This window comes from Desulfovibrio desulfuricans (assembly GCF_024460775.1).
GTDB lineage: Bacteria > Desulfobacterota > Desulfovibrionia > Desulfovibrionales > Desulfovibrionaceae > Desulfovibrio > Desulfovibrio desulfuricans_E.
In genome coordinates, this window is sequence record NZ_JANFYZ010000004.1 from 171,802 (window position 1) to 184,206 (window position 12,405).

Annotated in this window: 12 protein-coding genes; 3 read left to right on the plus strand and 9 right to left on the minus strand. The window is 55.6% G+C overall.

Features of this window, described 5'->3' with window-relative positions; translation table 11 throughout:
* The first annotated feature begins 13 nt into the window (after nt 1–13).
* The gene (locus NE637_RS06550) at nt 14–1,414 is read left to right on the plus strand and encodes a sigma-54 interaction domain-containing protein (protein WP_192113429.1); all 1,401 of its coding nucleotides are present in this window, start codon (nt 14–16) and stop codon (nt 1,412–1,414) included.
* Entirely contained in the window at nt 1,414–2,340 is a 927-nt protein-coding gene (locus tag NE637_RS06555) for a DMT family transporter (RefSeq protein WP_227118111.1), read from the plus strand. The genes NE637_RS06550 and NE637_RS06555 overlap by 1 nt, the downstream gene beginning before the upstream one ends.
* A 75-nt stretch (nt 2,341–2,415) precedes the next feature.
* On the opposite strand, the gene NE637_RS06560 is transcribed toward NE637_RS06555, so the two are convergent.
* From NE637_RS06560 to NE637_RS06600, 9 genes are all read right to left on the minus strand, one after another.
* Complete coding sequence (locus NE637_RS06560) at nt 2,416–2,859, minus strand: MarR family transcriptional regulator (protein ID WP_192113427.1); 444 nt, start codon at nt 2,857–2,859, stop codon at nt 2,416–2,418.
* A gap of 352 nt (nt 2,860–3,211) precedes the next feature.
* Nucleotides 3,212–4,189: a lipoate--protein ligase gene (gene lplA / locus NE637_RS06565; protein WP_192113426.1), complete on the minus strand. Its 978-nt coding sequence runs from the start codon at nt 4,187–4,189 to the stop codon at nt 3,212–3,214.
* Nucleotides 4,190–4,455: 266 nt separating this feature from the next.
* Nucleotides 4,456–5,637 (minus strand): mandelate racemase/muconate lactonizing enzyme family protein, encoded by a 1,182-nt coding sequence (locus NE637_RS06570; protein ID WP_215646967.1) that lies wholly within the window; start codon nt 5,635–5,637, stop codon nt 4,456–4,458.
* A gap of 139 nt (nt 5,638–5,776) precedes the next feature.
* Nucleotides 5,777–6,589 carry a MetQ/NlpA family ABC transporter substrate-binding protein gene (locus NE637_RS06575; RefSeq protein ID WP_227118112.1) on the minus strand — a complete coding sequence of 271 codons (813 nt, stop codon included), beginning with the start codon at nt 6,587–6,589 and terminating at the stop codon, nt 5,777–5,779.
* 71 nt (nt 6,590–6,660) lie between these two features.
* A complete protein-coding gene (locus tag NE637_RS06580; RefSeq protein ID WP_227118113.1) occupies nt 6,661–7,323 on the minus strand; it encodes a methionine ABC transporter permease in 663 nt (220 codons plus the stop codon).
* A 9-nt stretch (nt 7,324–7,332) separates the two neighbouring features.
* The gene (locus tag NE637_RS06585) at nt 7,333–8,298 is read right to left on the minus strand and encodes a methionine ABC transporter ATP-binding protein (protein ID WP_227118114.1); all 966 of its coding nucleotides are present in this window, start codon (nt 8,296–8,298) and stop codon (nt 7,333–7,335) included.
* A 590-nt stretch (nt 8,299–8,888) separates the two neighbouring features.
* A complete protein-coding gene (locus NE637_RS06590) occupies nt 8,889–10,196 on the minus strand; it encodes a lactate racemase domain-containing protein (RefSeq protein WP_227118115.1) in 1,308 nt (435 codons plus the stop codon).
* Nucleotides 10,197–10,348: 152 nt separating this feature from the next.
* Nucleotides 10,349–11,074: a sulfite exporter TauE/SafE family protein gene (locus tag NE637_RS06595; RefSeq protein WP_227118116.1), complete on the minus strand. Its 726-nt coding sequence runs from the start codon at nt 11,072–11,074 to the stop codon at nt 10,349–10,351.
* Between the two features lie 32 nt (nt 11,075–11,106).
* The gene (locus NE637_RS06600) at nt 11,107–11,418 is read right to left on the minus strand and encodes a hypothetical protein (RefSeq protein WP_227118117.1); all 312 of its coding nucleotides are present in this window, start codon (nt 11,416–11,418) and stop codon (nt 11,107–11,109) included.
* Between the two features lie 256 nt (nt 11,419–11,674).
* Here NE637_RS06600 and NE637_RS06605 point away from each other — a divergent pair, with 256 nt between their 5' ends.
* On the plus strand, nt 11,675–12,379 hold the full coding sequence (locus NE637_RS06605; protein ID WP_192113422.1) for a DUF554 domain-containing protein: 705 nt from the start codon (nt 11,675–11,677) through the stop codon (nt 12,377–12,379).
* Nucleotides 12,380–12,405: the final 26 nt, after the last annotated feature.

Here is a 12,405-nt window from a genome sequence, read left to right on the forward strand (position 1 = left end):
AAACTGACGACCTATGGCATGCAAATCTTCCGAGCTTCTATCAAAACATGTGGAGCGCATACTCGACGCCCTGCCTGAAGGCGTTTTTATAAGCGACGCCTCTGGCACCAGCCTGCGGGTCAACCGCATGTACGAGCAGCTGACCGGGCTGACCCAGGAACAGATACGCGGCAAGAATGTGCGCGATCTGGTACAGGAAGGCACGTTTGACTGCATCCTGAACCCGGAGATCGTGCGCACGGGCAGGCCCACCACCCATGTGCAGCAGCTCAAAAACGGTAAAAAGCTTGTGCTTACGGGCTTTCCCGTTTTTGATGCCAAGGGGGATCTGTGTCTGGTGGTCACGTTTGCGCGCGATGTCACCCTGCTCGCCCAGTTGCAGACCCAGGTGGCCGGGCAGTGCAAGCTTATTGACCAGATCAACGACCAGTTGGCCTACATTGCGCAGGGCGCGGCAAAATCGCGCGAACCTGTGTATGCCAGCCGGGCCATGGGCGATGTGGTTTCCCTGCTGCGCCGCTTTGCGGACACGGACGCGACCGTGCTTATTCTGGGCGAGACCGGCGCGGGCAAGGACGTGTTTGCCCGCTACACCCACTCCCAATCGGCCCGCAACGATAAAATCCTGCTCAAGGTTGACTGCGGCGGCATTTCTGAATCGCTCACAGAATCCGAGCTGTTCGGCTACATGCCGGGGGCGTTCACGGGCGCTTCCAACAAGGGCAAGGCCGGATATTTTGAAATTGCCGATGGCAGCACCATCTTTCTGGACGAAGTGGGCGAGTTGCCGCTTTCCATGCAGACGCGGCTCTTACGCGTGCTCCAGGACGGAGAAATCATGCGGGTGGGCGCTTCCAGCCCGCGCAAGGTGGACGTGCGCATCATTGCCGCCACCAACCGCGATCTGGCCGAAAGCGTGGAGGCCGGGACCTTCCGCCGCGACCTGTACTACCGCCTCAATGTTGCCACGGTGCGCATCCCCCCACTGCGCGAAAGGCAGGAAGACGTGCGCGCCCTGGCAGAACACTACCTCGCCCAGTACACTGCCAAATACCACAAGGCCATGGCCTTTATGGACGTGACCCTCGACATCATGACGGCCTATTCCTGGCCCGGCAACGTGCGTGAGCTGCAAAACCTTGTGCACAGTCTGGTCATCACGCTCAGCGGGCCGCTGATTTCCCCGCGCGACCTGCCGCCGCAGATATCCGGCGCACCCCGTGAAGCCTCGTGCTATACCGAGGACATCCTCGCCGCCCGCCGCCCCCTGCGCGATATCATGGCTGAAATGGAGCGGGATTTTCTGCTCAAGGCCATTGAAGTGCACGGCTCTGTGCAGCGCGTGGCGGAGCTGTTCCAGATCAACCGCAGTACGGTGTTCCGCAAGTTGCAGGGCGCACGGCGGATTGACTGATGCGTGTGGGCGTCAGGGCTGGCAACGCGACAGTCAAGACGCATGCTTCCCCCTTGGTGGTGGCGGCCTTGACGACCCTGGTCATGATTCTTTTTGCCGCCAACTCCCTGCTCTGCCGTTTTGCGCTTGCCGAAGGGCAAAACGCTCATCCCCTGAATCCCTCTGTATATACGGCCCTGAGGGCCATTTCTGCCGCTGCCATGCTCTGGCTGCTCCAGATGCGGCGCGGCGGCAACCCGCTGCGTGCCGGCAGCTGGGGCGCGGCGCTGGCGCTGTTTGGCTATATGGCCTGCTTTTCCTGGGCTTATGTTCGGCTATCTGCCGGGGCGGGCGCTCTGGTTATTGCCGTGGCCGTGCAGGCTGGCATGCTCGTGGCCGGGCTGCGGCTGGGGCAACATCCCGGCAAGGCCCAGAGCCTGGGCATTGGGCTTGCCATGGCAGGCCTGGTCTATCTGCTGCTTCCGGGGCTTGATGCGCCGCCAGCAGGGGCTGCTACGGTCATTTTCTGCTCTGGCCTGTGCTGGGCGGCCTATACAATTTACGGCAGGGGGGGCGGCAATGCCGCTGCGGCCACGGCTGGCAATTTTATCCGCTGTGTGCCGCTGGCTGTAGTGCTGTTAGCTTGGGCTGCGGCCTTTGACCAGGCTGGCATGCCCGCCGCGTGGCCGTGGGCAGGCGTTGCCTGCGCCCTGGCTGCCGGAGCTCTGGCTTCGGCTCTTGGCTATGTGCTCTGGTATGCTGTTTTGCGCTGGCTCAGCGTGCCCTCTGCCGCTGTGGTGCAGTTGAGCGTACCGCTCATCACCGCCCTTGGCGGCACCATGCTCATGAATGAAGTTCTGGGCCTGCGGCTACTGGTGAGCGCCCTTGCCATTCTGGGCGGTATTTTCTGCGCAACGGCTCTGCCCCACCTGCTGCACAGGCGCTGAACAAACAGGCCGCGCGCCTGCGCCATCCCAAGTATGCCGGGGATAATAAACGCTGCTGTAAAGGCGCACCAAGCGCTACTTTGCTGATGCGGACAGCAGATTGGCCAGGATGACTTCCATCACGCTATAAAAAACTTCAAGGTCTGCATCGGCTATACCCGTCAGGGCTTCAGTGCGCAATTGGTTGCCAATATTCAGGATATCTGTGATGACGTTGTCCGCTTTGGGGGTCAGACATATCCGTCTGGCGCGCCTGTCGCCCTCCACACCCACACGCTCCACAAGGCCCATGCGTTCAAGGCCATCCAGTACCCGCACCAGGGTGGGGCCTTCCACGCCCACAGAAACGGCCAGATCCTTTTGCAGGGCCTTACCGTTCATCCGCGACAAGTGCATGAGCACCAGCCAGCGCGCCTGGGTCAGTCCCAGATGGGAAAGACGCTCGTCAAGCTTGGTACGCCATGTGCGGGAGGTGCGGTTGATGATTATACCAACAAGGTCTCTGGTAGAAGCGCTCATTGTAATGCCCCCATTGTGTGCGTTGCCAGCTTGCAGTTGACACTTTCTTGCCGTCTGCATGGTGCCAACCCAAAACTAATTTTGGCACCAGATGTTATGCACTGCCACATCCAAACGTCTCGCGCAAGTCAGAAAAATTTTCAAAAGCACACATCAGCCCGCAGAATCAGACCACGCGCAGAGGATCACCCTGCCAAGCAGACCTGCAACACGCTGCTGGAGCGCATATGGCAAACAGGAAAGTATGGGAAAAAGCCCGGGAAATAAAGTAAATAAAATATACGTAAATTAATACAACCTAAAAACAGGGCTGGACGCCAGCGCGTTGAACCCTTTACCGCTGTCGCGCCAACTAAAAAAGGCAATCCAGAAACATGCGATCGCCAATGCCCTGAATGAATGCGTCAATGTGCACCAGAGCCAGCCGATGTTCCAGAGCCCCACGTTCGTGCCTGCATCCGCAGAGCATGTCTTCAAGTTCGGTCACATCCCGAACGCCAAAATAGTCGCCGAACAGACGGATATCGGCGATTATTCCGTCACGCACATCCATGTGTACGTCAAGTACGCCGCCAGGGGTCTTTGTGCTGCGTTCAAAGGCGTAATTGGGTGAATAGCCAAAATTCCAGTACCAGGAGCGGTAGCGTTCTTCTGCCAGAGCCTCAATGGCGGTTATTTCTTCCGCGCTCAAGGCAGTCTGCCCCGACCAATCCTCCCCGGCCACAAAGCGCATGAGGTAGTTTATGAATTCCTCAATGGGCATGGGTTGGGGCAAAAAATCCACAATATTGCCCACACGACCACGCACGCTTTTGACTGATTTATCAATGTATTTTGCGGGGCTGGGCTTGAGCGCGGCACAGACAGAATCCAGGTTGGCAGAATACAGCAGGGTGCCGTGGTGCAGCAGGCGGTCGCGGTGCATGTGCTGCGCGTTGCCGGAAATTTTGCTTTCGCCAACGACCATGTCGTTGCGGCCATTGAATTCACAGGGGACGCCAAGGGCATTGAGCGCTTCGGTAATGGGCGTGGCAAAGCGCTTGAAATCCAGCAACCCTGAATGGTTGTTCAGGCTGATGAAGGTAAAGTTGATATTCCCCAGATCATGAAAAACAGCTCCCCCGCCGGTGAGTCTGCGCACAACGGGGATGCCGTGCTGCTGCACATAATCGGCGTTGATCTCGGAGTGGGAGTTCTGGTTCCGCCCCACAATAACAGAAGCCGCATTACGCCAGAGCATAAAAATGTCGGTTTCGCTATTGCGCAGCAGCCATTCTTCCGCCGCCAGATTGAACGAGGCGTCTGTACAAGGATTATAGATAAAGCGCATACTCCCCCCCATAAAACACATTATTGGGACATATCGCATTTTCTACATTTGTCCAAGTCATTCACCGATGCCGACGATTGCAGGCATGAGGGGAGCGGCGCTTGTTCCGCAAGCTGGCGGCAATGCAGTGGGCGTTATCAACGCTGGCATAAAAGAGCGTGTATCTACTTGGCCGTATGCCCGCTCTTTTATGCCAGGGAAGTATCAGCAGCGGGTTGTGCGAGCTTAAACAGCTCCCGGCAGCCCACCTTCAGCCAGACTGCCAGTTATTCTACCGTAACCAGTGTGCCTTCTTCAAAAACGCAGGGGTTCAGCTCATTGCCAAGACCGGGCAGATCCGGGATGCTGAACATGCCGTTCACCGGCTGGTAGTCATACTTGCACAGGCGTTTGTTGTAGCCGTGCAAGTTGTATACATGGTGCTCGTGGATGGTGAAATTGGGAATCACCGCCTCAAGATGCAGGGACGCTGCCGTAAGCAGGGGGCTTGAGCACACGTGCACCTGTACACCCACGTCATAGGTGTGGGCCATATCACATATTTTTTTTGCTTCGGTTATGCCGCCGCAGTTGCCGATGTCCGGCTGGATCATCTGAATGGAGGCATTGTGAAAGTACGGAGCAAACCCCCATCTGCCATAGATGCGCTCCCCCTGAGCAATGGGAATGCCCAGATTGTCGTGGACGTATTTGTTCAGTGACGGTTCCGGGGTGCAAGGTTCTTCAAAAATCAGAATGCCATATTCCTTGGCCATGTTCCCGATCTGGATGGCAGACTGCACATCCGTGTAGGAGTGGTTTTCCATTATCAGATCCACATCCGGGCCAATGGCTTCGCGCACGGCGCTGATGCGATCGCGCAGCATGCGCATGACATGCGGCGGCTGAAGACGGGTGGTTTGTTCGCTGTTGGTGCGGTTGCCCTTATCATCAAAGGCATAAAAATCAATCTTGATGGCATCATAGCCATCACCAACTGCTTTTTTGGCATAGCGCGCGTAATCATCCGGGCTGACTGCCGCCTTTTTACCGTCTTCATCCCAGCCAAACTGCAACTGGCTGGCATAACAGCGCAGTTTTTCACGTCTTTTGCCGCCGAGCAACCTGTACACCGGTTCTTTGTAGTATTTACCCTTGATATCCCAAAGGGCCACATCAAGGGCTGAAATACCGGCAAAAGCCACGGCTCCGCCATTCTGCCCCCAGAATGTGGATTTATAGAGTGTTTCCCATATGGGTTCATTGTCCAGAGGATTTTTGCCGATCAACAGGGGCGCAAGCTCGCGGATCATGCCAAAGGCAGCATACGCGCCCCGCCCATAAGCAAGTGCGGCCTCGCCATCGCCATAAAGGCCGTTATCCGTGTACACACGGCAAAGGACCGGTCGCCACAGGGGCGGGTTATTGGGGGTATCCAGTATCACTATGTCGATCTTGGTGATTTTCATGGCAGCATCCTGTTTAGCAAAGTGCATTTGCCTATATGATTACACTTTTGTCCTGCCATTGCGCGGCAGGGTTAGGATCAATGACAACAATCCGCATCCGGCACGATAAACAACGCCAGATACGCCGCGCTGAAGGCTGCTAGAACCCGGCAACGCTGCCGCCCTTGTACAGGGAATTGATGGCATTGCGAACATCTTCAGTGGTATATGCCTTGATGAGATCCCTGGTCCACGGGGCGTCCTTGTTGGCGCTGGAAACAGTGAAGCCCACGCCAAACTTGTCCAGATCGCTGGACTGGGCCAGTTCTGTAAAGTCAGCCACCTTGTTGCTCACGATAAAAAGCTTGGCGCTGCATGCCGCGTCAACATCCTGAAGGGCAGAAATAACCTGATGCGTATCGAGCTTTATGATCTCGATTTGTTTTATGTTGCTTTCGATATCAAGGTCGGTGGGATTGGTGACGCCGGGCTTGAGCTTGATGAAACCCAGTTCCTCCAGCAGAAACAGAGAGCGGCTCATGTTGGATTCGTCCTGCGGAATGGCTATGCTGGCACCTTCTTTTATTTCACTGATATTTTTATGCTTTGAGGAAAAAATACCAAAGACGTTTTTATGAATATACGGCGTAAGCATGGTTATGCTTTTTGATTTTGTTTTATTGTAGCTGTCCATCCAGGGCTTGTGAGCGTGCAGGGAGGCATCAATTTCGTTATTGTCGATGGCTTCAAACATTATTGTTGCATTTTGCAGAACAATTACTTGAACCTTGTAGTTCATGGCTTCAAGTGCCTTCACCCCTGCCTGAACTTCTGGCTCATTGTAGGCCATGCAGGCCAGTCGCAACGTTTTTGGCTGTGCGCTTGCCTCTGCCTTGGAACTTTCCTTTGTTTCATTGCAGGCGGTCAGACACAACAGGGCAAGGACGGAAAGCAGAACAAAAATCTTTTTCATTGGTGAAATTCCTTTTTCATCATTTATTATATGCTGGTAGCTTTGTGCTAACTTTATTGCGGCGCGCCATGTCAGCTTGCAGACTTGTACAGCCTGTCTCCTATAGCCTGAATACCCATGACGATAACAAACATTATAAAAACTAGAAGATACATTACAGTGTCGTTAAAGCTCTGGTAGCCGTAAATGAGTGCCGAAGCCCCCACGCCGCCTGCTCCCATTGTCCCGGCAATGGTAGAAAGCCCAAGCATATGAATGACCCCAAGCACGGACGCACTGATGAGCGAGGGGAGAGTGGCGGGCACAACTACCCGAAAAATAATCTGAAAATTACTGGCGCCGAATGAATGCGCGGCTTCAATGAGGGCAGGGTTTACTTCTTTCAGGCTGTTCTCAAACATTCTGCCAAAAAACGGGGTGGAGGCCACAGTAAGCGGCAGCAGGGCCGACACCCAGCCAATGGAAGAAGATGTTACAAACCGTGTAACAGGAATGATGGCCACGATCAGTACCACGAAAGGAAAGGAACGTATGCTGCTTACCAGCGCGCTGAGCACCTGATAGGTTCTGGGGTTTGGCCTGAGGCCGTTCTGCCCGGTCACAAACAGCGAAACTGCAAGCAAAAAGCCAAAAAAACCACCGAGAAGCGAGCCAAAAAGCAGCATCTTGCCTGAGGCCACAAGCGCGGGAAGAAGTATCTTTGCCCAAACAACTTCCATAGGATAATCAACCATTGCAGCAACCTACCGCGAAATAATTTTGCAGGGCACGCCCTGTTTCTGAAAAAAAGACAGGAATACATCCGCGCGTTCACTCGGGAAATTCAGGGCAAACACCCCATATACGCCACCCCTGTGGCGTGACACCTTGCTGTCCAGCAGATGATAAGGGTGCCCCACATCGCACGACATTCTGTAGAAGAGCTCCTGCTGGGTGCGCTGCTCCAATGTGACAATCTGAACCGTACAACCCTCAGCCGGAATTTCCACCTCTCCTTCACCCAGCAGATTGATGAGGGCGGGCGGCTGCTGGATAAATATTTCGCGCACATCGCCCGTGGTGTCGCATCTGCCATTCTCCAGAATGGCCATCTTTGTGCAGATTTTGCGCACCACAGACATCTGGTGGGTAACGGCAATAATGGTGACCCCAAGTTTTTCATTGAGACCCATGAGCAACTCGAGGATTTCATCGGTAGTTCTGGGGTCAAGGGCCGAGGTGGCTTCATCGCTCAGCAGAATGGCCGGATCCATGACCATCGCGCGCGCAATGGCCACTCGCTGTTTTTGACCGCCGCTCAAATCTCTGGTTTTGGTATTTATTTTGTCTGCAAGGCCTACAAGTTCAATAACATACTCAATCTTGTCCTTTTGCTGCGGCACAGGTTTATGCCAGCACTGCATGGGGAGGGCTACATTGTCGTAAACAGATTTGCGATCAATGAGCGAAAAATTCTGAAATATCATTCCGATATTTTTTCTTGTTTCGCGCAGCATGTTGTCATTGAGACCTTCAATGGCAATGCCGTTAACCGTGATACCGCCGGAAGAAAATTTCTCCAGTCCGTTGATGCAGCGCAACAAGGTGGATTTTCCTGCACCGCTACGTCCAACAAGGCCGTATACATCGCCCTTGTTGATGGTCAGATTGATGCTGTCCAGCACCTGCACTGTTCCATAAAATTTTGACAGGTTTTTGATTTCGATCATGGGTGTTTGAGGTGGCTATAGGTGGCGGGGAAACTACCAAAGCCCGCCGGAACTGACGGGTTGGTGCGGGGCTGGGGCAGCACAGGCCATACAGAGGGGGAACAGGGAACACGTACGCCGGATGGGGGATGTGAAGCTACGGGAGGTGCAGCAGCAAAAGCCGCCAGACCGGTGACTGCCCAAAGGGCAGGCACCAGCCAGCGGCATGCTAATTCAGAAAGAATGCGTGAAAAACAGGAAAAACGTGCTGCTAACAGCAAAATGCCGACTGTTTGCAGCCGACGTGAGCACCTGAAGGCGTGGATAAGCTCATTTGCGCGGGGATTCTTCCAACCTGGAAGAAATGAGGCGGTCATAGCCTCAATCCGTTCATTTGAGCGAAAGGCAGCGGCATCCTGTTACGCAATGGGATAAAACCTGAAAAGAAAATTAACGGTTGTGTTATTTTTTAACGATAGTCAAATGAACTTTGTTTGTCCACTGATGGCCTCTTTGCAGCACTGAGAACCTTTCCGCAGATCAAAGCACTGCATTCTACAAGGGGCATACAGAGTGTATTCTTGTCAGCCCCTTGGCGGATGGCCCGGCCACTAGCGCCTGGGCGTCTGAAGCTTGGGCAGGGTATTGGCCCCGTGGGGCAGCAGTGTTGCCCGCAGGTCTTTGCCGCCGTTCAGCTTTTTTGCCAGCGCAAGGGCTTCATCCAGCGTTGTGGTAATGTGGATCTTTGTTTTGGCAAAATCTGCGGCATTCATGGAGCTGACCATGATGAGGTTGTGCTTTTCCGCCGACTCCGCAAACAGAAAGCCCACATAGCTGCCTATGGAAAAATTCTCGCGCAGGTCTTTTTCGCGTGCGTCCATGTTGTCGAAATCGCAAATCTGATGCTGGGTATCCGGGCTGCCAAAGCCCTCGGTGCAGGCGGACAGAATGATGATGGTGCCGCCCTCGCTCACCACCGCAAGGGCGTTGGCCAGGGTCTTGATGGTCTGGTAAAAATTGATGTCCTTGGGTGCGCCGCCAGCGCTTGCTATAACCAGAGGAGTGCGTTCTCCCACGTTGACGCCGTCGATGGCGTCAACCAGCGCGCAGGCCTCGCGATGGGCCTGCACCATGTCGCCAGCCACGGCCTTGATGATGTTGTAATTGTCGTCCACCACCACGTTGAGCAGGAAGCTGGGCTTGGCCAGCAGGGCGGCTTCTTCAAGATCGGCGTGAAAAATATTGCTAGTTTCCATATTGGCGCTGCGCACCGCCGCATTGGTGCCGCTGCCAAAGCCCTTGTTCAGGGCCAGGTTGTGGTGCCGCTGGATGGTCTCGTAGCTGGCGATGCCGGGCAGCAGATACTTGGGGCCGCCGCCGTACCCGGCCAGAAAGTGATACACCACGCCGCCGGTCAGGATGATATGGTCGCACTCCATGGCAAAGCGGTTAAACCACACCTCCGTGCCGTTGCTGGTCACGCCCGCCTTGACCATATCCGCCGCATCGCGGCACTTGTGGTCAATAACCTGAATACGGTTGTAAATATCCTCGGAAACGATGGCGATGTGCTCCTCGCGCGTCATGGGACGGTGCGTGCCCGTGGCCGTGAGTATACGAATGTCCGCATCGCGGATGCCGCATTTGTTCAGACGGGCCACCACAGCAGGAACATAAACATTGGGCGACTGCCACAGGCGGGTGGAGTCAGGCACGACAATGCAGACCGTCTGGCCGGGTTTGAGCATTTCCTCAAGCCGGGGCGAACCGATGGGATTATCCAGAGCTTCGTTAATGTGCTCCAGCGCGCTTTTTGCGGGCAGCGCAACCGCATTGGAATGCAGCTCCGCCGCGATGAGGCCGTTGCCAAGCTCCACAGAAAATTCCCTGTCGCCGTATTTCATGTAATGCTGTGCCATGAGTCGTGTCCCTGTTTGTTGCTGTGCCGCAAATGCAGCGCCGGGCCTTGTTCCGCGCAATTCTGCCGCGGCGCCAGTTCGTTCAGGGTCTGTTATGCCTCATGCAGGTTTTTGTGAAGAGGGGAAAATTCCGCTTCCGTGCCGCATTTGCTCTACCCAAACAGCGCGCTGCCCGTCATTACAAGGCCCGCGCAGGCAAGCATGATATCAATAAGCAGGCGGAAGGTCGCTTCAGACATGCCAAGCACAAAACGCTTGCCCAGAAAGGTACCAACAGCCAGCGCCGCCCCAACCACAAGACCATTGCACAGCACTGGCAGGGGCAAGCCGCCCACAGCGCCGAAGGCCAGAGCCTTGGCAACATACACGGCAATGGACGCGGCCGCCTCGGTGGCGAGCAGCGCGCCCTTGGCGAGGCCAAAACCGGCAAATATGGGAATGGTCAGCGGCCCGGTGGAATACACTACCCCGGTCAGATATCCCACAAGACCACCCGCCAGGGCCATCTGCGGGGAGCCAAGATGCATGCCGCGCGTACGGCTGGCCCGGCGCAAACCGATGAGCGCAAAAAAGAACAGCCCAATGCACAGGTTGGAAATTTCCGCGGGCATGATCCAGAGAGTCCGCACACCCAGCACCGCCGCAGGCACGGCAGTTACCGAATAGCAGGCAAAGGCCCTGAGGCTTATCTGCCGCCGCCAGGCCACCACCCGCGAGGCATTGCCCGCGATGGAGGCAACAGCCATGATGGGAATGGCGGCCTTGGGGCCGAAGGCCAGACTCAGCACTGGCAGCAGGATTATGGACGACCCGGTGCCCACCACCCCGCTGATGGCCCCTGCCACAATGCCGCATAGAGCAATAAGTGCGTATACCACGGCCTCTCCATTCTGCGCGCCCAGATTTGCGTTTACAGGGGCGTAATCTGATCTACCTCGTGGTGGAACACATAAGGATCTGCCACCAGCTCAAAGCGTTCGTCATCGGGATAGTGCACGGCAAGCTGGTAATTTTCGCCCGCAAAGGCCTTTATGGCCTCCAGAGAATCCCACCATGTGGCAAAGAAAAAGTGCTCCCATCCGCGAAAGGTCATGCGTTTGACCGCAACACCCAGATTGCCATGAACGCTTTTGGCGTGGTCTTCGCCCGTTTTGCGCAGATGCCCGGCAAAGGCGTCCCCCATAACTACAGGCACGCAGCCGTGCCATGTTCTCACAATCATACTGTCTCCTGTCTGCTCCTGCGCCGCCTCTGACGGGGGCGCATTGTCAACGAAAATGCCTTGTGGTACCCAAACCGCACACCAAGTCATCCTGCCTGAGGGATAATCCCGGCGTACTGGCGGCCCCGCGCCTGCGCCCTTGCTGTTTTCGGGGCAACAAACCCTGGCATCACCACATCGATTCACACCGGCCTACAGACCACTTTTCCTGTCCGCCTTCCAGAACGATTTCTATGCCATTACGCGGAGCACGCATATGATCGGGCCAATTGTGAACAGTGGCGGACTTTTCATCGGCGGCATCATCGGCGTTATTTTTGCCGACATTTTTCCTGAACGGCTCAAAAAGGCGCTGCCTTCCATCTTTGGCGTCATAACCCTGTGTCTGGGCGCAAGCCTTGTGGGTAAGGCCGCAGCACTGCCCGCCGTGACGATTTCGCTTATTCTCGGCACCATGGTGGGCGAAATCATGTATGCTGAGGCCCTGCTGCAAAAGTTCCTGCGGGCCATTTTTAGCCTGCTTAAGAGCAAGCGCATGGGCGACGAAAACTTTTCCCTGATGGTCATAACCTTGGTGGCGGCATTCTGCTTTGGCAGCATGGGCTTTTTGGGGGCCTTTCATGAAGGCCTCACCGGCAAGCCCGACATTCTGCTGACCAAGGCCGCGCTGGACATGTTCACGGGCGTGGTTTTCGGCTCCTTCATGGGCTTTTCCGTAAGCCTTATCGCCGTGCCGCAGTTTATTATTCTGGCGCTCATCTACATGGGGGCCACCACCATTGCCCCGTTCATGACCCCGGCCATGCTCAACGACTTTACCGCCTGCGGCGGCGTCATCTTTGTGGCCACGGGCCTGCGCATGTGCGATATCAAGATATTCCCGGTCATCAACATGCTGCCCGCGATGGCCATTATTTTGCCGCTTTCGCACCTGTGGGAGCTGTACTTTCCCTTCAAGTAACCGGCCTGCGACCATGGCTGAAATAG

Excerpts from the sequence above, each read along its gene's own strand:
- NE637_RS06590 (WP_227118115.1), bottom strand. The coding sequence starts at position 10,196 with ATGGCACAGCATTACATGAAATACGGCGACAGGGAATTTTCTGTGGAG.
- NE637_RS06550 (WP_192113429.1), top strand. The coding sequence starts at position 14 with ATGGCATGCAAATCTTCCGAGCTTCTATCAAAACATGTGGAGCGCATA.
- lplA (WP_192113426.1), bottom strand. The coding sequence starts at position 4,189 with ATGCGCTTTATCTATAATCCTTGTACAGACGCCTCGTTCAATCTGGCG.
- NE637_RS06560 (WP_192113427.1), bottom strand. The coding sequence starts at position 2,859 with ATGAGCGCTTCTACCAGAGACCTTGTTGGTATAATCATCAACCGCACC.
- NE637_RS06585 (WP_227118114.1), bottom strand. The coding sequence starts at position 8,298 with ATGATCGAAATCAAAAACCTGTCAAAATTTTATGGAACAGTGCAGGTG.
- NE637_RS06570 (WP_215646967.1), bottom strand. The coding sequence starts at position 5,637 with ATGAAAATCACCAAGATCGACATAGTGATACTGGATACCCCCAATAAC.
- NE637_RS06605 (WP_192113422.1), top strand. The coding sequence starts at position 11,675 with ATGATCGGGCCAATTGTGAACAGTGGCGGACTTTTCATCGGCGGCATC.
- NE637_RS06575 (WP_227118112.1), bottom strand. The coding sequence starts at position 6,589 with ATGAAAAAGATTTTTGTTCTGCTTTCCGTCCTTGCCCTGTTGTGTCTG.
- NE637_RS06600 (WP_227118117.1), bottom strand. The coding sequence starts at position 11,418 with ATGATTGTGAGAACATGGCACGGCTGCGTGCCTGTAGTTATGGGGGAC.
- NE637_RS06555 (WP_227118111.1), top strand. The coding sequence starts at position 1,414 with ATGCGTGTGGGCGTCAGGGCTGGCAACGCGACAGTCAAGACGCATGCT.
- NE637_RS06580 (WP_227118113.1), bottom strand. The coding sequence starts at position 7,323 with ATGGTTGATTATCCTATGGAAGTTGTTTGGGCAAAGATACTTCTTCCC.